Genomic DNA, 20,296 nt, shown 5'->3' on the forward strand with positions numbered 1-20,296 from the left:
CCTCCTCATTGCTGCGGCGAACCCGCCAGCGGGGTCTTCAGGTAGGGGAAGGCGTTCGTGAAAAAGCTGTCGTCCAGATACGCCCCATCCGTGAAATGGATACCGCCGGCCGGCGCGTCGGACGGGGCGCAGCCGAGATTCAACGTGCACAGCTTGCCCATCACGACCCGCAGCGCGATGTCGACGACGTCGTCGCCCGGGCGGCGCCCGTTCGGAAAGCCGGCATTGTCCCCGTCGATCACGCCGAGCCGCTTCTGCGCGCCCATCGCCACCGGTACGATGGACGTGTTCAACCTCAGCATCTCGGACGGCGTGACCTTGGCCGGCTGGTTCAGGCCCTTCACACCGGTCAGGAAGGCGGCGACGAGGTCGTTGCGCGGGAAATTGGTCGGCGCCTTCGCGCCGGCATTGCCATACAGGACTTCGATGAGCGCGGGCAGCGTCGGATTGGTCACGTAGTCCGCGAACTGGGCATCGGCCGACGGCTTGCCGTGGTTGAAGCGGTCCTTGTCCTTCAGGCCGATCACGACCTCGTTCACGAGCGGCATGCCGAGGCGCGACACCTGCGTCCATGGACCGCCCTCTTTCGACGCGCCGACGCCCGTTCCGCTGCCCGGCAGCGGATTCAGCAGGCGGCCCTGGCGCAGGCTCGCCGTCGTCCAGCCGCCGATCACGGGATCGTTGCCGGCCGTGAGGCACGATGCCGCCACCTCGAGTTCGATGCTCGTCACGTTCTTGCCCGCCAGGTCGTCGCGCGCCGCCTTCTCGGCGCCCGCCGCGAACTCGGTCGCCGGCACCTTGATGTTGATGAGGTCGAAGGTTTCGCCCAGGTTGACGACGAACGGATCCTTGCGCTGGCCCACGAACATGCGCGCCGGCGTACCGCAGCCCGGGATGTTCACGTCGTAGACATGCTTGGCGGCATAGGCGGCGTAGTTCGGGATGCTCTTGTTGCCGATATTGTCGAGCGGCTTGTCGAACGTCGTCCCGCCGCCCGCGGCGTTCGTCACGGCCGCGCGCTGGCCGCCCCGCCGGTCGCCGCGCACGACGCTGACCGTGTAGGTCTCGCGTACGTTGGCGCCGGGCGCGTTCGGGTCGGCGATGGCGCCGCCGTTGATCACGAGCGGGATCGACACCTTCTTGCCCCCGACCGTCAGCTGGGCATCCTTGTTCGCGTTCTGGAACCGGAACTGGAAGGTGATGTCTTCCTTCGCATCGCCGTTGTTGTCGATGTGGATTTCATACAAGGCGTCCGGGTCCATCTCGAAATAGTTGGGGCCGGCCTGCGGATCCTGCAGCGGCACGTAGTTCGCAATCAACGTCACGAAACCCGCGCGGCCCGGCTCGTAGCTGCGGAACATATAGAAGTCGGTCGCATCGACCTTGGGCTGGCGCGTGATGAAGGGCGCCTCGCGGTGGCTCGACGCCACGGCCGGCTGCACCAGGGTGCCAAGGGACAGCGCGGCGGCCATCAGACGCAGCTTGGTACCCTTCGATAGATTTTGTTTGTAAGACATTTCTCCCTCCTGTATCGAGCGTCAATATTGATCGGAATGCATGGTCTGCATCGCTTATACGGAGGGTGGGATGAAACGGATTCAAAAAAATCCGATATTTTTTTAGAAGGTCAGTCGAGTCCGGGCCTGCGCCCGGCGCGTCGGCGCCTACCAGCGGCGGTACAGCGCGAACGTCATGCCGCGCTGGTCGGCGGCGCCGGCGGCGCGCGAGAAGGTCGCGCCGACACGGGTGCCCCATGCCGGCGTCCAATAGCGCACCCATGTGGCGCTGCCGCCGCCGGAACGGCTGCGGCCGCCGACGAGACTCAACGGATCGTCGCTGCGGCCGCTGTTGACGGCGACCTCGGCATACGTGTCGGCGTCGCCCGCGTAATACCAGCGCGCCAGCAGACGTTCGCCCGTGCCGCGGGAGCCGGCGGAGACGATGTTCTGGTGACGCAGCTGCAGATACCAGTCGCCCGTGTACTTCGCGATGGCGACCCCGTAGATGTTCACGCGCGCCGCGTAGCCGAGAACGTCGTCGCTGACGGACGCCTCCCAGCCGTTGCCCAGCGACTGGTACAACTCGGCGCGGCCGGCATTCTCCGGGAACAGCCGCGCCGCGGCGGCGCGCTGGTAACGCATATTGGCGTAGGCGCCGGACCACAGGTTGACGTAGCCGTCCAGCGCCCAGGCACGATCCTGCCGGCCGAAGCGGTGCGCGCGCAGCGTCTCGAACGCGAGCGAGCCTGACTTCGTGTAATGGCGCACGCTGATGGTCTGATCGTTCCAGCGCGGGCCGGCGCCGGCGTCCGTCCAACTGGACGACAGCCCCGCGGCCCAGGAGTAGCCGGCCGCGATCGCCGCGTCGGGATTGCCGGGGCGGGGTTGCAGCGCCGTGGACAACGCATCGAATGCGTCGCCCGCGGCGCCGAGGGCGCGCGCCTGGTCCAGGTCGGCGCGCGCCTCGGCATTGCGGCCCAAGGCGCGCAAGGCCCGCCCGCGCCCGACGTACGCGGCGGCGTCGCCCGGCCGCAGCGCGATCAGGCGGCGATAGGCATCGGCGGCTTTGTCCGGCCGGTCGCTCCACAGATACATGTCGCCGAGGGCCGACCACACGTCCGCGTACGTGGGCGACGCGGCGGCGGCGGCGCGCAGGTCGCGCTCGGACTCTTGCCAGCGGCCCAGGCGGGCGTGGACGATGCCGCGGCCGAGCAGCACATCGACGTTGCCCGGCGAACGGGCCAGCAAGGCGTCGTAGGCGGACAGCGCCAGGTCGGGCTGGCCCGCGTTGGCGAGGGCGCGCGCGCTGGCATAGGCGTCATCGAAAGTGGGCGCGGCGGCCGCCTGGGCCGGGACGGAAACGGAAGGTGGCGAGGGAGGCAGCTGGGCAGCGACGGGCATCGGAAAGCGGAAAAGTGGCGGAATCGGGCGCATTGTTAAATGCTGCCCTGCCGAAACTTTGCCGTGTCCGGCCGGGTGCGTCAAGGAGAGCACGACTGCCGCCGGTTCAGGCGGCCGACCCTCCCAGGCGGCACAGGTGGTCGCGCCACATCGCGACCCGCTCCGCCGACAATGCGTGGGCGCGCCCGATCAGGGTCGTGCGCACGGGCCGGATGCCGGCCCGGCCGAGGATCTGGCGCCGCATCATCCGCACGCCATAGCCGCCATACCCCCACCGGTAGATGACGGCCGGCATCCCCATGCTGACGACCAGCCGCGCGCTGCGCCCGCCGAGCAGGCCGGCGCCGAACGACCGCTGAGGGTCGTCCATGAAGACGCCGGGCCGCGTCACGTGCTCCATGAAACCGCGCATCAACGCCGGCATGTCACCCATCCACAGGGGATAGACGAACACGAGGTGGTCCGCGTGCTGGATTGCATCCTGGACGGCCGCGAGTTGAGGCGGGGGCGAACCATGCCACCATTCCGACGGACAGGTGAGCAGTGGAAAACTCATCCGCGCCGGTTCCACGACCTCGACCTCATGGCCGGCGGCGTGCGCACCGTCCACATAGGCCTGGGCAAGCGCATGGCACAGATGCGGGCGATGGCAATCCGGATGGCCCTGGATCAATAGTATGCGTGCCCCCATCAATGGCCGCCATGCTCACGTTCGACTTGTCCGACACTCATTTCTCTCTTTCAATATGTATTCCGTCAACTAGGCTAACTGAACACAACGGTGCTACGTTGCGAGATATCAAAGGTCAGGGATTTTTTCGTGCTACCGAAAGTCTAAGAATATTCCGACTTTTGGACGACACCACAGCAAGAGGACTGAATGCCTTCCAGCCGTGCCAGCCCGCACCGCCCGCGCGCCATTTGCGCCGCGCTGCGGCACGGGCGCAAGATGCTATGCCGGCGCATCGCCGAGATCGCGGCCGGTCCCGACGACATGGTCGCCCACGGCTTCGCCACGCTGGTGGCGGCCGTCGAGGCGGCGTTCCGCCATGAAGAACTGATCATGGAAACGCTGGGCTACGCGCACCTGCACGAACACCGCGAGGAGAACGCCGTCGTGCTGTCGGCCCTGCACCGCGTGCTGCCGGACGTCGAGCAGGGCGACCACGTGCTGGGCCGCCAGGTGCTCGCCGCACTGGACGAGGTGCTCGCGCTGCACCGGCTCAGCGGCGAGCTGGCGCTGACCGTGGCGGCCGAACCGCCGGAGCCGAGGGGCGCGCGGGGTCGCGCGGCGCGCGCCACGCTGCACGTCGCCACGCGCCGCGCGCGCGCCGGCGGCGCCGGTTGAGGGGCCGGGTTCGCGTCACAGGCGCCGCGTCATGTAGAGGGCCTCCGGCGGATACGTCGCCAGGACGCCGGCAGCGCCGGGCGCACACGCATAGCCGAGGCTTTCCCAGAACCGCCGCGAATCCTGCACGGACACGAGCGCGGAGTGAAGCAGCCCGCGGCCGGTCGCATGCGCCAGCAGACGGGCGACGAGGCGGCGCGCGACACCCCGCCCGGCCGCACGCGGCGCCACGGCCAGGTCGTGCAGGTACAGCGTGTCGGGTTCGGGAGGCGGCGCGAACGCACCGCCGAGGGGCGTCACCGTGCCGAGCCGCGACGGGTACGCGAACAGATAGGCGCACACGCCCTGCGCATCGCGCGCGACCAGCGCCGTGTCGGGACTGGCGCGAAGGCGCGCCAGCACGACCCCGGCCGCTTCCCGCATCGCGGGCGGATAGCATGCCGCTTGCACGTCCAGCACGGCGGCGAGGTCGCCCTCTTCCATCGGTTGCAGACGCATCAGGCACCTGCCGGCGCGGCGGTCGGGATCATGCGTTGGGGGCGTATCGGTCATCGTGTTTAGTCGTGGTAGGGCCGGGTGGGCATTATGCAGGAAACACGCATACGCTCCGGTTGCCGTTTTCAAAAGTTTCGCGTTATGGTTCGGGTTCGCAAGACCGGGCCATCCCCGGCACACCTGGAGACACTATGCGTTCCCGCTTCATCGGCAAGGCTACCCTGCCCCTTGCCATCGCCGCGCTGTGCGCGGGTTCCTCCGCCCACGCGGCCAGCCGCACCGACAACGTCGACGTCTTCATCGGCACGGGCGGCGACGGCCACACCTTCCCCGGCGCGACCCGCCCCTTCGGGATGGTGCAACTGAGTCCCGACACGCAGGTCCGCCACTTCCGCCAGAGCTATCCGTGGGCGGCGGGCTACCGCTACGAAGACGACTCCATCCTCGGCTTCTCGCACACGCATTTCTCCGGCGCCGGCCACTCGGACCTGGGCGACGTCCTCCTGATGCCGACGAGCGGCGAAGTGAAACTGGAACCGGGCTATCCCGAGCGCCCGTTCAGCGGCTACCGCTCGCGCTTCTCGCACAAGGACGAGCATGCGGAACCGGGCTATTACGCCGTCAAGCTGCTCGATAACGACGTCGACGTCGAACTGACGGCCGGCGAGCGCGTGGGCCTGCACCGCTACCGCTTCAAGCCGGGGCTCGCTGCGAACGTCATTCTCGACCTGCGCTCGAGCATCTACGACTGGTCCGGCAAGAACCTGTGGTCGCGCCTGCGCCTGCGCGGCGACGATACCGTCACGGGCATGCGCGAGACGCGCGGCTGGGCGCCCGGCCGCCAGCTGTACTTCGCGATCCGGTTCTCGCGCCCCATCGTCGACCACCAGTTGTTGAATCGCGAGGAAGGCGTCGAATACAAGGGCTTCGCGGCGCCGGGCAAGACCTCGGCCGAGAAAGTCCTCGTCGAGGGCAAGGCACTGGAAGGGACGTTCGGCTTCGGGCAGCCTGCCGACGGCACCGTGCTCGTGAAGGTGGCCGTGTCGGCCGTCAGCGAGGATGGCGCGCTGGCCAACCTCGCCGAGTTGCCGGGCTGGGACTTCGACGCCGAGCGCCGGCGCGCGCACGACGCGTGGGAGAACGCGCTGGCCGCCGTCGACGTCGACGCGCCGCGGCCGATGAAGCGCATGGTCTACACCAGCCTGTACCACGCCATGCTGGCCCCGAGCCTGTTCATGGACGCGGACGGCAAGTACCGCGGCCCGGACAACCAGGTGCACGAAGCGAAAGGCTTCCACTTCCACTCCACGTTCTCGCTGTGGGACACGTACCGCGCGCTGCATCCGCTGCTGACCCTCATCCAGCCGGAACGGCGCAACGTCGACTTCGTGCGCTCGCTGATCGAATCGCAGAAGGCCAGCCCCTACGGCATCCTGCCCGTGTGGCAGTTCGCCGGCCAGGAGACGTGGTGCATGATCGGCTACCACGCGGTGCCCGTGATCGCCGACGCGTACCTGAAGGGCTTGAAGGGATTCGACGCCGACGAGGCGCTGCGCGCGATGACGGCCAGCGCCGAGTACGGGCAGTACGGCGGACTGCAACACTATATGAAGCTGGGCTATGTGCCGATCGACCTGGAGCCGGAAGCGGCGTCGAAGACCGTCGAATACGCGTTCGACGACTGGACCATCGCGCGCATGGCGGAACGCATGGGCCGGAAGGATGTCGCGCAGCGTTACTACGAGCGCGCGCAGAACTGGCGCAACGTGTTCGATCCGCAGACGGGCTTCGTGCGCGCGAAAAAATCGGACGGCCAATTCCGCACGCCGTTCGATCCGGTGCGGTCGAACTTCGGCAGCGATTACACCGAGGGCAGCGCGTGGCAGTACTCGTGGTATATGCCGCACGATAACGCGGGCCTCGTGAAGATGCTGGGCGGCGACGCGGGCCTCGTCGGCAAGATCGACCAGGTGTTCGACGCGCAGGTCGACCCGGCCGTCTATGCGCACATGGAAGACATCTCGGGCCTGATCGGCCACTACGCCCACGGCAACGAGCCGTCGCACCATGTGGCGTACCTGTACAACTTCGCGGGCGCGCCGTGGAAGACGCAGGCGCGCCTCGCGCAGATCGTCGCGAGCCAGTACCGCGATGCGCCCGACGGCCTCGCGGGCAACGACGATCTGGGCCAGATGTCGGCCTGGCTCGCGTTCACGGCGCTGGGCTTTTATCCGGTGGCACCAGGCAGCAACGAGTACGTGATCGGCCGGCCGTTCGTCGAACGGGCGACCTTGAACCTGCCGAACGGCAAGCGCTTCACGGTGCGCACCGAAGGGCTGGCGGATGCGAACCCGTACGTCGGCAGCGTGACGTTGAACGGCAAGCCGCTCGCGCGCAGCGTGCTGCGGCACGAGGAGATCGTGGCGGGCGGCGAGCTCGTGTTCCGGATGCAGGCGACGCCGAACAAGGAATGGGGCAAGGCGGCAAGCGCCCGTCCCTACACGCAGACGGCGTATTGATTATAGAGTGGACAGCTTGCTGTCCACGCGTTCAGCCGGCGCATGTCGAACGCGTGGACCGCAAAGCCCTCCACCCTGCCTGTCAACGCCGGCGCATGCTGGCGACGGCGACGCCGCCGAGGATGATCGCGAACCCCGCCGCATGGTACGGATGCGGCGGCTCCTTCAGCAACGGCCACGCCGCCAGGGTCGCGAACAGCGGAATCAGGTACACGGTCAGGCTCGCGCGCGCCGGACCGGCCGCCGCCACGAGGCGGTCGAAGAAGAAGTAGGCGCCCAGGCTCGGCACGACGGCGAGGAAGGCCAGCGCCGCGTACAGGCGGCCGTCCGCGAAGTCCGCCACGTTGCCGGTGGCCGCTTCGAGCGCGGCGAACGGTGCCAGCACGAGCGCACCGCCGCCGATCAGGGCGGCCAGTTTGATGGGGCCCGGCAGCGGTGGCAGCGGCAGGCGCTTGTTGAAGACCGTATAGAACGACCAGCCGCAAGCCGCCAGCACGACCCACAGATCGCCGCGGCCGAATTCCAGCTGTCCCAGCGCGGCGACGTTCCCCTTCGACAGCACGACGAGCACGCCGAGGATCGCGAGGAACAGGCCGCCCGCCTGACGGCGCGACAACGGCGCCTTCCAGACGAGCGTTTCGATCATCGTCACGAGCGCCGGACACGCGGCGAAGATGATGCCCACGTTCGCCGCGCTCGTGTGGCGCGCGCCGACGTATTGCGGCGCGGTCGCGAGACCCATGCCCAGGCCGGCCAGCAGCAGGATGCGCCGCCAGTTCGCGCGCAGCGTGTGACGCAGGGCCCACAGGCGCGGACCGCACGACGGCATCAGGATCAGGAACGCCAGCATCCAGCGCCCGAATGCGAGGAAGACCGGGGGGATACCGGCGCCCTGCGCCCAGCGGGCGACGACGAGGTTGGCCGCGAACAGCGCGGGGGTGATCAGCATGAGCGGCAGTTCGGCTGCGAAGGGACCTTCCCGGTAGCCGGCGCCGGCCCGTGATACTGCATTCGACACGAGGACTCCTGAACGAAAGGCGGCTGGCGCAGCACGCCCGGGTCGGGAATGGTGCGCCGCAAAAAAGCTGGTAAGCGAGCCGCAATGTTAAGGGAGCACGCGCAGAATGTGCTTCTATTCGATAGCGATAACACAGCCACTTTTAGAAGAATCCTCTGGCTCTCCATCGAAAGGGCGATAGAATCTCCACGCTCACATGGAAACCACGAAGGAAGCCCTGCAATGAAAGACGGCCAGCTGGACGAGATCGACCGCCAGATCCTGCGCACCCTCAGCCGCGACGGACGCATCAGCAACCAGAAACTGGCGGAAACGGTGCATTTGTCGCCGACGCCATGCTGGCACCGTGTCAAGACGCTGGAGGAAGCCGGCTTCATCACGGGCTACGTCGCGATGCTGGACCAGCGCGCGCTGGGGATGCCGGACACGGTGATCATCGAGGTGACGGTCGACCGCCACGACGACGAGATCTTCACGGCGTTCCAGGACGCGCTGGCCGACCTGCCGGAAGTGATGGAGGCGTATCTGCTGTCGGGGGAATACGACTACCTGATCAAGGTGGCCGTATCGGGGACGGAAGGGTATGAGCGCTTTTTGCGCCAGAAGCTGTACAAGCTGCCGGGGGTGACGCGCACGCGCTCGACGTTCACGTTGCGTTGCCTGAAACGCGCGCCGTCCGTCACCCCTTGACGGGGAGGTTTACTTCTTCGATTTCAGCTCGGTCAGTTCGGCGCGCAGCTTGCTGCGCTCCGCCGCCGACTTGTCCAGCTTCGCGCGCAGGTCGTCCAATTCGGCGGAGAGGCTGTCGCGCGCCGTCGTGGCGCCCACCAGCTCCATCTCGGCGCGCAGGCGCGCATCCGATTCGGCCGCCATGTCCGCCACCTTGCGCTCCAGTTCCTGGCGCAGCTGCGCCAGCTGCTGTTCCTTGCCGTCGATGGCCAGCTGGTCCTTCGCCTTGCTGACGAGGGCATCCATCGCGACCTGGCGCGCGTTCTTCAATTCCGCATTCAGGCGTTCGATGGTTTCGTCGCGCTCGGCGATGGCTTCTTCCGACGCCGCCGTGACGCTGGCCACCTCTTCGCGCAGGGCGTCGCGTTCGCCTTCGAGGGCTTCGCCCGCTTCGCGCAGGGCTTCGATGTCCGCTTCGTTACGCGCCAGCGCTTCACGGTCGCCGGCGCCGGACTGTTCCGCGAATTTCAGTGCCCAGTCGGCCAGACCGGCCAGCAATTCCTGCGGCAGCTCGGCCTTCGGGGGCACGGGCGGCTTGACGTTCGCCGCACGCCACGCGGCCAGATGCTTGAAGATGGCGTTCGGCGAACCTTCGCCGAGGAAGTCCTGCACCGCTTCGATGGTGACCGCTTCGCCATCCTCCTGCAAACTCTCGGCTGCGCGCGCAACGTCGTCGAATGTGACTTCTTGGCCTGCCATAAACGCTTTACCCCTGGATCAAAGAAATTTCGGAGTGCGTATGATACTTCCCGTAGAGAAATTTCGCAGGCTTCCCAGCGCAAGTGTTGCGCGCCGGACGCGTCGCAGGCCGTTTCATTTCACGATTGATCACATCAGCCCGTTTGCGCAACCCGTTCGGGCAGCGGCCGGATCTGGTTGCGGCCGCCTTCTTTCGCTTCGTATAACATGGCATCGGCCCGCAGGAACAACTCGTTTTCGCTGCGGTAGGCCGGATACGCGGCCAGGCCGCCGCTGAACGAGAAGTGGCGCACCTCCCCCGGCTTGACTTCGAACGCGTTGGCGCCGAACGCCTGGCGCATCCCATCCAGCCGGCGCCAGCCCTCCTCCAGCGTGCAATCCCAGAACACCACGACGAATTCCTCGCCGCCGAAGCGGCTCAGCAGGTCGCCTTCTTCCATGCGCGGCACCAGCGTCAGCGACAGGCGCTTGATGACGATGTCGCCGAAGTAATGGCCCCAGGTATCGTTGATCGTCTTGAACTTGTCGATGTCGATGACGCCCAGGCACAGCGGCTTGCCCTCCAGCGCGGCGCGGCAGATAAGCGATTGGGTCTTTTGCTGCAGGCCGATCTTGTTCAGCAGGCCCGTCGCGCGGTCCTTGCCGATCAGGTCGCGGCTGATGCGGATCTTGTCGGCCCGGTTGAGCAATTGACGGGCAAGCAAATCCGGGTCGTCCATCGTGAGCAGCGCGTCGAAGCCGCTGTCGAGCGCGCGCCGGGCCTGCGCCGCGTCGGGACCGCGTTGCAGCAGCGTGATCTCGCGCACCGGGTCCGCTTCAATATTGCGCTTGAGCACACGCACGACCGCTTCCGTCCGCTCGTATTCCACGTCCGTGACGAGGACGATGTCGGGTTGCAGGTCCCTGACGCGCAGATGCAGCGTCTGTGGGTCGGTGTGATAAACGATGTCCAGGCGCTGCGCCTGCAGCGCGGCCTCGTCCCAGCCGGGCGGCGCGCCGAGCATGACCACGCGCACGAGGTCGCCGCGCTTCTGTTGCGCAAACAGGTTGAACAGCTTGTCGACGAGGACGTCGTTCGCGATCGGCTTTTCCGCATACGCCAGACAATTGTTGTCGACGAGACGCTGTTGCAGCAGGAACCGGCTGCCCTGGCGCACCGTTTGCAGATAGACATAACGGTGGTTGGCCGGCAGGCGCTGCAGCAACTCGCGCAGCAGCAAGGTCTTGCGCGCCGCCTGCATGTCGGACTGCATGTTGTACAGCGCGTCGAGGTCGATCAGGTACAGGCTGTCGGCGCTGTCACGCTCGACGGCGGCCACGAAATCGCTGACCTCGTGGAAAAAATCGATCTCGAAGTCGTATTTATGGGCGTGCAACCGCAATTCGTCCTGGTTGTCCTTGATGAAGAAGCGTTGCGACAAGAACAACACATGATTTTTATACAAAGCAAAATCACCTGCCATGTGTTACACGCCTTCCAAGTAGTTGACCGTCGATCGCATTGCGACAACCGCCAGCATACCTTTGTTTGCGCCATGCATAAGCACGAATAATGGTTTTTTTTCACCAAGGCGCCACGATGTGCGTGTTATCAGGAAAATATGTTGCGCCGGGACAAAATATTAACGTTCAGGACATGGACCGGGGCCGGAGGCGGGCCAGACCGCCGAGCTTGTCGGGGTTGCGCACGACATAAATGGCGGCGATGCGGCCGTCCTCGATATGGATCGACGTGATCGCATCGGGCACGCCATTGCGCCACGTCAAGATACCCGGGGCGCCGTTGACGGCGACGATGTCGTGGCGGGTGTCGCTGCCCGACCACTTGCGTTCGATGCCCGCGACCAGACGGCCGACCCGGTCGGCGCCGCAGACGCGCCTGACGGCCGTCTTGGCCTTGCCGCCGCCATCGCCCGTGAACGTGGCGTCGGGCGCCAGCAGCGCCTGCACCTGGGCCGGATCGGCCGAGCGCGACGCCTGCACGAAACGCCCCAGCAATGCCAGATGCAGTTCGCGGTCGACGGCGAACCGGGACCGCTCCGCACGCACGCGTTCGCGCGCCCGCTGCAACACCTTGCGGCAGGCCGCTTCCGTCTTGCCGACCATCGCGGCGACCTCGTCGTAACCGAAGTCGAAAACCTGGTGCAGCAGGAACACGGCGCGCTCCTCGGGCGCCAGCCGCTCCAGCATCAACAGGAAGGCCGTCGAAATGTCGCCGGCCGCTTCCAGCGCGCTCTCCGGTGACGCCACCGTGTCTTCCACGAGCGGTTCAGGCAGCCACGGACCGACATACTGTTCCCGTTCCGTCATCGCGCCGCGCAGGCGGTCGATCGACAGGCGCGTGACGACGGTGACGAGCCAGGCCTCCGGCGTGCGCGCGTCAAGGCTGCCGCCGTTCTGCCAGCGCAGCCACGCTTCCTGGACGAAGTCCTCGGCGTCGGCGCGGATGCCGAGCATGCGGTAGGCGATCCCGAACAGGCGCGGGCGCAGGCGGACGAAGGTGTCGAGCGACGGGTCGGGGGCGGTCAGGGTATCCATATCCATTAGACGGACGGGCGCCGTGTCTTGTGACAGCCCCCTCCACGGATTGTACGCCGTGCCGGACGGTGCGCTACCTGGCAGGACGGACGTCTTGGGATGGCCCCGTCAGCTGGTCCCGCACGCGGCGTCCGAGCGCGCGCGGGCATGCGACTTTCCCGGCCGCACCCGCATCGGCGCCCGCGGCGCGTCGAGCCGCACCGGCGTGAGCTTGCCGGCATAGGGCGGCATATCGGGCTCGATCTCGACCGTGCTGCCATCCACCGGCGCGCCCGCGAGGAAGGCGCCGATGGCGATGCGGACGATCATCCGGTTGCCCGGCTCCGCCTTCAGACTCAGCTTTTTATTGAAGTAGAGGAAGGTACACGACACGCCCTCGGCTGTCGTAATGTCGACTTTCTTCGGCAGGGAAAACCCGTAGCGGCCCGTCGCCCACAGCTTGACGACACAGGTCCCGTGCTCCGATGACGAAAAAGTAAAGTTCATACGGCAATCCTAAACGCCGTAGGTCATCCGTACGTTTCAAATTTGTGCCAAACCGTAACGACCGGAACACTTCTTTCCGCATCACATCTTCATCTCGACGTTCACACCGACCCGCGTCGCGCCCTGCTGCCAGCTGGCCTGGCGCGACAGGCCGTTCGCATCCTCATAAGCGTTTTCCGACGCATTGTCCATGCCGAGGATATTGTTGAGCGTGAAACGCAGCTGCAGATGCTCGTCCAGCTTCCACGCCGCATAGGCATCGACGTCGCGCCGCGTATGCTGGCGGCGGCTCTGCGCGTCGGATATGCGCACCCAGCCCCCCTCCTGGTACGCCATGCTGGCGCCGACGCTGAGCTTGTCCTTGCGGTAGTCGAGGCCCACGTTCGCCGACATCGGCGTCTGGCCGTCGAGACGGTTGCCGGGACCGGGCACGGTGGTCACTTCCGACCAGTTGCGCGTGACGCTGGCGCGCATGTCGAAGCCCGCCGCCGCGGTGCTCACCATGCGCAGCGGGAGCTTGAGCTCGGCCTCGAGCGAACGCACGCGCGCGCCGCCGTCGTTCAGCGGCCGGTAGATCCAGCGGCCGTCCGGATCGAGGTCCAGGCGCGTGCGGATATAGTCTGTGACGAGGCGCTGCGTGCCGCTCACGGCCACCATCCCACCTTCGGGCCAGTACTGTTCGAACGCGACGTCGATCCCGTTCGCCAGTTCCGGCTTCAACGCCGGGTTGCCGCTGGAATCAGGGCTGAAGCGCGTGTTCAGGGCCGCCAGGTATCGGCGCGCCGTCAGCTGGTCGACCGTCGGCGCCTTGTACGTGCGCGTGAGCGCCAGGCGCACCTGGCGACCGCTCTTGTCCGGGAATTTGTACAAGGTCTGGGCGACGGGACTCAGCACGTGGCTGCGCGACGTGGTCTCCGCCATGCCCGTGGCGCCGCTACCCGTGCGGACGCCTTCCCACCGGCCGCCCAGGTAGACGGACAGCTGCTTGTCGATGCTCCACTCGTCCTGCACGAAGGCGGCGAGGCGCGCGACTTCCGGCTGGTAGCCCTCGACGACATGGGTTTCCGGCGCGTCGTCCTGCTGGTCGCGGCGGTCGCGCGTGTCGTCGTTGCGCTGGCGGCTGGCGTCGACGCCCGTCACGAGCGAATGGCCGTCGAACAGCGTGCGCGCGAACTTGCCGCGGAACGACGCCCGGCGCGGACGATACACCGTGTCCCAGTCGCGCAGCAGGTGATGCGCGCGGCCGGCCGAAAAATAGTCGCTGGCGTTGTCGTTGTCGTCGCGGCTGCGCTCGCCCGACAGGCTCACATCGAGCTTGCCGCCGCCGACCTTCGCGATCCAGCCGATCTCGCCCCGCATCATCCACTGCTCGCCCGACGACCGCCCCGGCATGTCGATCCAGTCCGGCGCGCCGAACGCGCCCACGAGGTTGTCGTTGTGCGAGAAGCCCGACCACGCGTGGCTGCTGGCCTGCATGCCGGCCGACAGATTCAGTTCGTTCGCGTCGTCGATCTTCCAGTTCAGGCGCGGGAACACGACGATGCCGCGGTACGCCCCGCCGCCCCGGTAATTCGACGTGCGCGCTTGCGAGACCGTCCCGTCGGGCAGCGTGAGCCGGTCGGCGCCGCGCGAATGAAATTCGTTGTGGCCGCCGAACGCCGATCCGTTCACGAAGTACGACAGATCGCCCACCTTCTCGCCCCACGTGCCGCCCACCGTGCAGCCGTGCTGCAGCGGGGAGCGTGTCGCGTTCAGGCGCAGGTCGCGTTGCGGTTTACTGACGACCTTGCGCAGCACGATATTGATGGTGCCCGCGATGGCCTGCATCGAATACTCGGCGCTGGCCGCGCGGATCACCTCGATGCGCTCGATCTGGTCCGGCGTCAGCGCATCCAGCGAAAACCCCGGCGGCGGGCGGTCCCCGTTCACGAGGATCTGCGTATAGCCCGCGCCCAGGCCGCGCATACGGATCGTCTTGTCCGTGACGGTGACGCCGGGCGCGCGTTTCAGCACGTCGAAGATGTTGTCGTCGCCGTATTTGCGGATCTCTTCCGCGGAGAGGACGGTCTTGCCGGCCGTATCGTCACGGCGCGGATCGTAGTTGGCGGCCGCGCCCTTCACTTCCACGCGCTGGATGGTCTTGTCCTTGCCCTTGTCCGCCGGCTTCGCATCCGTCTGCGGCGTGGATTGGGCGGACACGGCGGCGGGTACCATGAACGCGGCGGCGATGGCGAGGCGGAGTGCGGTGGAAGGCATCGTGATGGTGGAAGGATTGCGTCAATACGCCGTGCGTTGGCAGCGGATGCGGTTATTAGTGCGTTGTGCGGACAAATTATGCTGAACCATGCCGGTCCCCGTCAAACGAATCCGGCCGGCCGCCGCCCCGCGCACTCTTGATTTAGCGAAATATCCGTTCCACCAAGATATAATCGGGCGGCCATGCTCCTGCGCCGCTTTCACTATTTATTGCTTGCCCTGATGCTGTTCGCGGCAGGCGGCGCCGCATCCGCCGCCACCACCTACACGTTCGGCGGCGGTACGATCGCCGGCTGCACGCTGTCGGGCACCACGTACACGTGCGCCAGCCTGCCGCTGACGGGCGGGAACGACAGTATGGTGATCGCCAGCGGCTTCACGGTGAAGATCACGTCGAACGTGAGTTTCGGCAATAACCAAAGTCTCACAATGAGCGGCAACGCGGTCCTCGCGAGCACCGGCGACATCGATATCGGCGTCGGCAACGGAAGCAGCGTGCAGATCAACGGGGGTACGCTGGTCGCCGCGAACATCGTCAGCGTGGGCCAAAAGCAGCCGCTGACGGCCAATATACAGGCCGCTACCGTGAACGCGGACCAGTTCGCGGAAGTGTACGGCGACATCGTCGCGACAAAGTCATTCACACTCGGCGACCATGGCATGGTCAAGGGCAACGTCACCGCGCCCATCGTCAGCCTGTCCAACCAGTCGGACGTGATGGGCAACGTCACCGCCAAGGTGTCGGCGGAACTCGGTAACCACGTGTCCGTCACGGGCAACGTCGCCGCCGGCACGCTCACCCTGGATAACGCGTTTGCCATCATCGACGGCAGTGCGACCGTCGACAGCGCCGTGCTGGGCACGAAAGGGCGCGTCACCAACACCATCCACTGCAACGGCGGCACGACGGCCGGCAAGTGCGACTGCGTGACCAACAACAGCGGCTACGCGGTGAACACGAACAACGGGCCGCACTGCACGGGCAACACGACGGCGCTGGACCACTTCCTGATCCGCTACGACCCGACAGGCAGTGTCTGCGCGCCGTCGACCGTGACGATCACCGCGTGCGCCAATGCCGACTGCACGAGCACGTACGGCGGCGGCGCGGCCGTCACCCTCGCGCCGACCGGCCAGTCGGTGCCGATTCCGTCCTCCGGATCCGTGCAGGCGAGCGTGACCTGGCCGCAAAGCGGCACGAACACGCTCGGCGTGTCCGGCGCGACGACGGTCGGCCCGACGGCATGCTGGAGCAACAGCGACGCCGGCCCGGGCGCCAGCTGCCAGGTCAAGGTGGCGAGTGCCGCCTATACGCTGAGCCTCGGCACGGCGGCCGGATTCACGTCCGACACGCCGCAGACCCTCACGATCAATGCCCTGCAGCAGACCGGCAACGGCAGCTGTGTCCCCTTGTTCAAAAACGTCAAGCGCACCGCGTCGTTTTCGTGCTCGTACTCGAACCCCTCGGCCGGTACCGCCCCCGTGCTCCTGAACGGCGCCGTCCTGCGCGGCCAATCCACCGGTTCGGCATGCGATGGGGGCGGTCCTTCGATGTCGGTGTCGTTCGACGCCAACGGCACGGCCACGCTGCCGCTGCAGTACGCCGACGCCGGCCAGGTGAAGGTGACAATCAACGACACCGGCACCGGCAGCCCCGGCACGGCCAGCGTCACGCCGACGTTCGTGCCCGCGAAATTCCAGATCGCGCTGCCGGGCGGCCCCTATGTGGCGGGCAACGATTTCTATCCGAAAGTCACGGCCCTGAACAGCAATAACAACCCGACGCCCAATTTCGGCCGGGAGTCGCCGGCCCAGAGCGCCAGCCTGTCCCCCGTCCCCTGCCAGCCGAACAATAACAACGGCCTGCTCACGTCCGCCGTGTCGTCGCTCGCCAACGGCGTGCAGACGTTCAAGGCGTCGTGGAGCGAAGTCGGGAACATCGACCTGGTCGCCAGCCTCACGGGCGCGAATTATCTCGGCACCCAGATGGCGCCCGCCGCGGCGACGACCAACGCCGCCACTCCCGGCTGCTCCGGCGCGGCCGGCCCGTTCAGCCCCGCGTATTTCACGTTCGACGTGGATGCCGCCTGGAAGCGCACGGCGACCACCCCGGCCGGCACGACGCTGCAATACTATTCGGGCGAACCCGCGATCCAGCTGACGGTCACGGCGCGCAACGCGCAGAACGGCGTGACGCAGAACTACGCCGGCGCGATCGCGCACGACCTGGTGTTCAGCGCCATCGACCCGACCGGCGCTGCGCTCACGGGCGCCGGCGGCAAATTCAGCCGCTCGACGGGTTATCCGGCCTCGGACCTCACCGGCACCGCGCAGATCCGCGCCCTCGACTTCGGCGCCAACAACGCGGCGCCAGGCACGGCCAGGTGGACCGGCAGCTACACGTTCGCAGCAATGCCGACGGCGCCGACGCTCCTGCGCGTGCGCGTGTCCGAACTGCCCTCCCTTCCGAACCCGGCCAGTTCGGCCGCGATTCCGGCCACGGTGACCGCCGGCGTCGAGCCCACGCTGATGATCCGCAGCGGCCGCGTGCGCATGCCCAGCCGCTTCGGCAGCGCCGCCACGCTGCTCAAGATTCCCGTCTCGCTCGAATACTACACGGGCCAGACCTGGGTATTGAACGCCGAGGACTCGACGACGCTCATTCCCGCCGGCGCCGTGTCGGTCGGGACAAGCATGGGCGCGGTCACGACCGGGCTCGGCGCGTTCGCGAAAGGCACCGCGACACTCAGCCTGACGCCGCCGGCAACGTCCGGCCGCGGCAGCATTCCGTTCGCGCTCAACCTGGGCACGGCGACCGCCAACACGTCGTGCTTCGGCGCGAAGCAGGCCATGACGCCCACCACGGGCGCCGGCCTGGCGTTCCTGCGCAGCGCCGATCCGTCGTGTTCCGCGGCGGGCGCCGTGGATCCCTCCGCCATGGCCACCTTCGGCGTCTACGCGCCAGAAAACAAGCGCATCATCCACGTCCGCGAGGTGTTCCGATGACGATGCGTCCCGGCGCGGCCGGCTTCACGATGGTCGAACTGGTGGTCGTCATGATCCTCATCGGCGTGCTGGCCGCCATCGGCATCCCGCGCCTGATGGGCGACAAGAACATGGAGGCTGCCGTGTTCGGCGACCAGGTCGTCAGCGGCCTGCGGCGCGCGCAAAAGATCGCGACGGGACATCGGCGCGTCGTGTGCGCGAGCGTCGGTCCCAAGGCCGTGATCGTGCGGCTGAACGCCTGCGGCGGCGCCGGCCTTGCGGTGACCGGTCTCGGCGACGGCGACTACGCGACGACGGACAGCGTCCTGACGGTCAAGACGACGACCCTGTTCTTCCAGCCGGACGGCCGCATCACGACGGACGCCGCGGGTACGACGGCCGTCGCCAACGGCGCCATCGACATCACCGGCAACGTCAACGGCCAGAACACGACGTTCCGCACCATCCGCGTCGAAGGGACCACCGGCTATGTTGAATAGGTTCAGGCGCGGCGCCGGCGTCACGCTGGTCGAACTGATCGTCGCCCTCGTCATCATGGGCGTCGCGCTGGCGGGCATGGTCGCGGTGTACACGGCCACGACGCGTGCCAGCGTCGATCCCGTCATCGTGCAGCAGATGCAGGCCATTGCCGACAATATGATGGAGGAGATCTTGATGAAGCCGTTCTCGCCGCCGGCCGGATCGACGGTGACGGTGGCGTCGGGACGGGTCAACTTCGACCAGGTGGCCCTCTACAATGACTACGGCAAGAACGTCACCGGCATCCGCGACGTCGAGGGCAACCCGATTCCGGGCCTGGAGCGGTACACGGTCCTCGTGAAGGTCGAGCCGGTCGCGCTGGGCGGCATCACGAACCCGGACCCGCTGCGCCCGAATGCGCTGCGCATCACCGTCACCGTCGCCATCTCCGGCAACAACCCGGCCTACCCGCCACCCATCGTCCTGACCGGCTGGAGGACCAACCCATCATGACGCGCCAACGCGGCTTCACCCTCGTCGAACTGATCGTCGTGATGGTCCTGGTCGGCATCATCGCCGGCATCCTCGTCCTGCAGATCCGGCCGGCCATGCAGTCCTACCTCGCGATCCGCCAGCGCGCCAATCTCACGAGCCAGGCCGACGCGGCGCTGCGGCGCATCATCGCGGAGGTGCACGCGGCCGTGCCGAATTCGCTGCGCTACACCTGGGCGTCGGCGCAGGCCCAATGCATCGAATTCGTGCCGACCAAAGACGGCGGGCGGTTCAGGACGGACATCGATCCCACGAACGGAAAAGGCAACCCGCTGGTGCCCGGCGCGGCCACGCTGTCGTTCGACGTGCTGACGGACCTGGACCCGGCCGACGCCACGGGCGACTTCATCGTCGTCGGCAACGTCAACCGGGACGACGCCTACGACCCGACGAAGGTCGGCATCATCAACAAGATCGACGCCGCGGACCCGGTCGTGGCCACGAAGACGATCACCCTGGCGGCGGCGACCGCTTTCCCCGCCGGCTACGAAGGCGGCCGCTTCGTCGTCGTCCCCTCGAACGAACGGGCCGTGACCTACACGTGCACGAATGCCGGCACGGACACCTCGGGCGCGGGCACCGGCACGATCTATCGCGTGACCGGCTACACGCCCGGCGCCGCGCCCTGGCCGAGTTGCCCGACCGGGCCGGCCGTTCTCGTCACCAAGGTCAGCGACTGCAATATCCTGTATCACGAAAACGAAGGCGCCACGCAGCAGAGCGGCTACCTGCAACTGCGCCTCGGCCTCTCGGACGGCGGCGAATCCGCCAAGCTGACCATGGGCGCCCACGTGGAGAACGCGCCATGACGGCCCGGCGCGCGGGCGGGTTCGCGTACATCGCGGCCATCGTGTTCCTCGTCGTGCTGGCGGGTTTCGCGCTCGCGGCGCTGCGCTTGTCCGGAACGGCGCAGGCCACGGTCGACCAGGCCTTGCTGGGCGCGCGCGCCGGCCAGGCGGCGCGCGCGGGTCTCGAATGGGCATTCTTCCGCCTCAAGACCCCGGACGCCGACTGCGCGGTCGTGACGAGCGGCCCGGACTTCGTCGCCGAAACCGGCTACCGGGTGAAACTGACATGCAAGAAGACGCCGTATGGCGAAGGCCAGACACCCACCGGCGACCCGCTGGTGAAGAACATCTACCAGATCACCGCGACGGCCTGCAACGGCGCCACGTGCCCGGCCACCGACAACGCCACCGTCGCGGGTCCGGACTACATCGAGCGTGTGCGCAGCGCCTCGATCTGCATCACCAAGGCCGGCGACGCCTGCTACTGACGGGGATCCCGTGAC

General features: G+C 67.2%; 18 protein-coding genes. 8 read left to right on the forward strand and 10 right to left on the reverse strand.

Annotated features, from left to right (window positions below):
* Nucleotides 1–5: 5 nt before the first annotated feature.
* From BVG12_RS05325 to BVG12_RS05335, 3 genes are all read right to left on the reverse strand, one after another.
* On the reverse strand, nucleotides 6–1,472 hold the full coding sequence (locus BVG12_RS05325; RefSeq protein WP_156895825.1) for a DUF4331 domain-containing protein: 1,467 nt from the start codon (nucleotides 1,470–1,472) through the stop codon (nucleotides 6–8).
* Between the two features lie 192 nt (nucleotides 1,473–1,664).
* Nucleotides 1,665–2,900 (reverse strand): YaiO family outer membrane beta-barrel protein, encoded by a 1,236-nt coding sequence (locus BVG12_RS05330; protein ID WP_075791511.1) that lies wholly within the window; start codon nucleotides 2,898–2,900, stop codon nucleotides 1,665–1,667.
* A gap of 106 nt (nucleotides 2,901–3,006) precedes the next feature.
* Entirely contained in the window at nucleotides 3,007–3,591 is a 585-nt protein-coding gene (locus BVG12_RS05335; RefSeq protein WP_075791512.1) for an NAD(P)H-dependent oxidoreductase, read from the reverse strand.
* A gap of 189 nt (nucleotides 3,592–3,780) precedes the next feature.
* On the opposite strand from BVG12_RS05335, the gene BVG12_RS05340 reads away from it, so the two are divergent.
* The gene (locus BVG12_RS05340; protein ID WP_075791513.1) at nucleotides 3,781–4,248 is read left to right on the forward strand and encodes a bacteriohemerythrin; all 468 of its coding nucleotides are present in this window, start codon (nucleotides 3,781–3,783) and stop codon (nucleotides 4,246–4,248) included.
* Nucleotides 4,249–4,263: 15 nt separating this feature from the next.
* Here the strand turns inward: BVG12_RS05340 and BVG12_RS05345 are convergent, their stop codons facing one another.
* Nucleotides 4,264–4,746, reverse strand: coding sequence for a GNAT family N-acetyltransferase (locus BVG12_RS05345; RefSeq protein ID WP_218921045.1), 483 nt, complete (start codon nucleotides 4,744–4,746; stop codon nucleotides 4,264–4,266).
* A 188-nt stretch (nucleotides 4,747–4,934) separates the two neighbouring features.
* Here BVG12_RS05345 and BVG12_RS05350 point away from each other — a divergent pair, with 188 nt between their 5' ends.
* Nucleotides 4,935–7,262 (forward strand): GH92 family glycosyl hydrolase, encoded by a 2,328-nt coding sequence (locus BVG12_RS05350; RefSeq protein WP_075791514.1) that lies wholly within the window; start codon nucleotides 4,935–4,937, stop codon nucleotides 7,260–7,262.
* Between the two features lie 82 nt (nucleotides 7,263–7,344).
* On the opposite strand, the gene BVG12_RS05355 is transcribed toward BVG12_RS05350, so the two are convergent.
* Entirely contained in the window at nucleotides 7,345–8,280 is a 936-nt protein-coding gene (locus BVG12_RS05355) for a DMT family transporter (RefSeq protein ID WP_229503811.1), read from the reverse strand.
* Between the two features lie 222 nt (nucleotides 8,281–8,502).
* On the opposite strand from BVG12_RS05355, the gene BVG12_RS05360 reads away from it, so the two are divergent.
* Nucleotides 8,503–8,970 (forward strand): Lrp/AsnC family transcriptional regulator, encoded by a 468-nt coding sequence (locus tag BVG12_RS05360; RefSeq protein ID WP_075791515.1) that lies wholly within the window; start codon nucleotides 8,503–8,505, stop codon nucleotides 8,968–8,970.
* Nucleotides 8,971–8,979: 9 nt separating this feature from the next.
* Here the strand turns inward: BVG12_RS05360 and BVG12_RS05365 are convergent, their stop codons facing one another.
* From BVG12_RS05365 to BVG12_RS05385, 5 genes are all read right to left on the reverse strand, one after another.
* Nucleotides 8,980–9,708, reverse strand: coding sequence for a DNA-binding protein (locus BVG12_RS05365; protein WP_075791516.1), 729 nt, complete (start codon nucleotides 9,706–9,708; stop codon nucleotides 8,980–8,982).
* A gap of 134 nt (nucleotides 9,709–9,842) precedes the next feature.
* A complete protein-coding gene (locus BVG12_RS05370) occupies nucleotides 9,843–11,138 on the reverse strand; it encodes a GGDEF domain-containing protein (protein ID WP_229503973.1) in 1,296 nt (431 codons plus the stop codon).
* 199 nt (nucleotides 11,139–11,337) lie between these two features.
* Nucleotides 11,338–12,246: an RNA polymerase sigma factor SigJ gene (gene sigJ, locus BVG12_RS05375; RefSeq protein WP_229503812.1), complete on the reverse strand. Its 909-nt coding sequence runs from the start codon at nucleotides 12,244–12,246 to the stop codon at nucleotides 11,338–11,340.
* Nucleotides 12,247–12,354: 108 nt separating this feature from the next.
* Entirely contained in the window at nucleotides 12,355–12,732 is a 378-nt protein-coding gene (locus BVG12_RS05380; RefSeq protein ID WP_075791519.1) for a hypothetical protein, read from the reverse strand.
* An 81-nt stretch (nucleotides 12,733–12,813) separates the two neighbouring features.
* On the reverse strand, nucleotides 12,814–14,988 hold the full coding sequence (locus BVG12_RS05385; RefSeq protein ID WP_075791520.1) for a TonB-dependent receptor plug domain-containing protein: 2,175 nt from the start codon (nucleotides 14,986–14,988) through the stop codon (nucleotides 12,814–12,816).
* Between the two features lie 183 nt (nucleotides 14,989–15,171).
* Between BVG12_RS05385 and BVG12_RS05390 the strand changes: the two genes are divergently transcribed.
* From BVG12_RS05390 to BVG12_RS05405, 5 genes are read left to right on the forward strand one after another with little or no spacing between them, the layout of a single operon-like run.
* Nucleotides 15,172–17,994, forward strand: coding sequence for a polymer-forming cytoskeletal protein (locus BVG12_RS05390; RefSeq protein ID WP_075791521.1), 2,823 nt, complete (start codon nucleotides 15,172–15,174; stop codon nucleotides 17,992–17,994).
* Nucleotides 17,991–18,473, forward strand: a complete 483-nt coding sequence (locus BVG12_RS33385; RefSeq protein ID WP_083684613.1) for a pilus assembly FimT family protein — start codon at nucleotides 17,991–17,993, stop codon at nucleotides 18,471–18,473. The genes BVG12_RS05390 and BVG12_RS33385 overlap by 4 nt, the downstream gene beginning before the upstream one ends.
* Complete coding sequence (locus tag BVG12_RS05395; RefSeq protein WP_075791522.1) at nucleotides 18,463–18,966, forward strand: type IV pilus modification PilV family protein; 504 nt, start codon at nucleotides 18,463–18,465, stop codon at nucleotides 18,964–18,966. Before BVG12_RS33385 ends, BVG12_RS05395 begins: the two co-directional genes overlap by 11 nt.
* Complete coding sequence (locus BVG12_RS05400) at nucleotides 18,963–19,814, forward strand: type II secretion system protein (protein WP_075791523.1); 852 nt, start codon at nucleotides 18,963–18,965, stop codon at nucleotides 19,812–19,814. Before BVG12_RS05395 ends, BVG12_RS05400 begins: the two co-directional genes overlap by 4 nt.
* The gene (locus tag BVG12_RS05405; RefSeq protein ID WP_075791524.1) at nucleotides 19,811–20,281 is read left to right on the forward strand and encodes a hypothetical protein; all 471 of its coding nucleotides are present in this window, start codon (nucleotides 19,811–19,813) and stop codon (nucleotides 20,279–20,281) included. Before BVG12_RS05400 ends, BVG12_RS05405 begins: the two co-directional genes overlap by 4 nt.
* The last annotated feature ends 15 nt before the right edge of the window (nucleotides 20,282–20,296 follow it).

The organism is Massilia putida (assembly GCF_001941825.1).
GTDB classification, from domain to species: Bacteria; Pseudomonadota; Gammaproteobacteria; order Burkholderiales; family Burkholderiaceae_D; genus Telluria; species Telluria putida.

Bases quoted from the DNA above. Each gene is read 5' to 3' on its own strand.
- BVG12_RS05325 (WP_156895825.1), bottom strand. From the start codon at position 1,472: ATGGCCGCCGCGCTGTCCCTTGGCACCCTGGTGCAGCCGGCCGTGGCG.
- BVG12_RS05330 (WP_075791511.1), bottom strand. From the start codon at position 2,900: ATGCCCGTCGCTGCCCAGCTGCCTCCCTCGCCACCTTCCGTTTCCGTC.
- BVG12_RS05335 (WP_075791512.1), bottom strand. From the start codon at position 3,591: ATGGGGGCACGCATACTATTGATCCAGGGCCATCCGGATTGCCATCGC.
- BVG12_RS05340 (WP_075791513.1), top strand. From the start codon at position 3,781: ATGCCTTCCAGCCGTGCCAGCCCGCACCGCCCGCGCGCCATTTGCGCC.
- BVG12_RS05345 (WP_218921045.1), bottom strand. From the start codon at position 4,746: ATGCGTCTGCAACCGATGGAAGAGGGCGACCTCGCCGCCGTGCTGGAC.
- BVG12_RS05350 (WP_075791514.1), top strand. From the start codon at position 4,935: ATGCGTTCCCGCTTCATCGGCAAGGCTACCCTGCCCCTTGCCATCGCC.
- BVG12_RS05360 (WP_075791515.1), top strand. From the start codon at position 8,503: ATGAAAGACGGCCAGCTGGACGAGATCGACCGCCAGATCCTGCGCACC.
- BVG12_RS05365 (WP_075791516.1), bottom strand. From the start codon at position 9,708: ATGGCAGGCCAAGAAGTCACATTCGACGACGTTGCGCGCGCAGCCGAG.
- sigJ (WP_229503812.1), bottom strand. From the start codon at position 12,246: ATGGATACCCTGACCGCCCCCGACCCGTCGCTCGACACCTTCGTCCGC.
- BVG12_RS05380 (WP_075791519.1), bottom strand. From the start codon at position 12,732: ATGAACTTTACTTTTTCGTCATCGGAGCACGGGACCTGTGTCGTCAAG.
- BVG12_RS05385 (WP_075791520.1), bottom strand. From the start codon at position 14,988: ATGCCTTCCACCGCACTCCGCCTCGCCATCGCCGCCGCGTTCATGGTA.
- BVG12_RS05390 (WP_075791521.1), top strand. From the start codon at position 15,172: ATGCTCCTGCGCCGCTTTCACTATTTATTGCTTGCCCTGATGCTGTTC.
- BVG12_RS33385 (WP_083684613.1), top strand. From the start codon at position 17,991: ATGACGATGCGTCCCGGCGCGGCCGGCTTCACGATGGTCGAACTGGTG.
- BVG12_RS05395 (WP_075791522.1), top strand. From the start codon at position 18,463: ATGTTGAATAGGTTCAGGCGCGGCGCCGGCGTCACGCTGGTCGAACTG.
- BVG12_RS05400 (WP_075791523.1), top strand. From the start codon at position 18,963: ATGACGCGCCAACGCGGCTTCACCCTCGTCGAACTGATCGTCGTGATG.
- BVG12_RS05405 (WP_075791524.1), top strand. From the start codon at position 19,811: ATGACGGCCCGGCGCGCGGGCGGGTTCGCGTACATCGCGGCCATCGTG.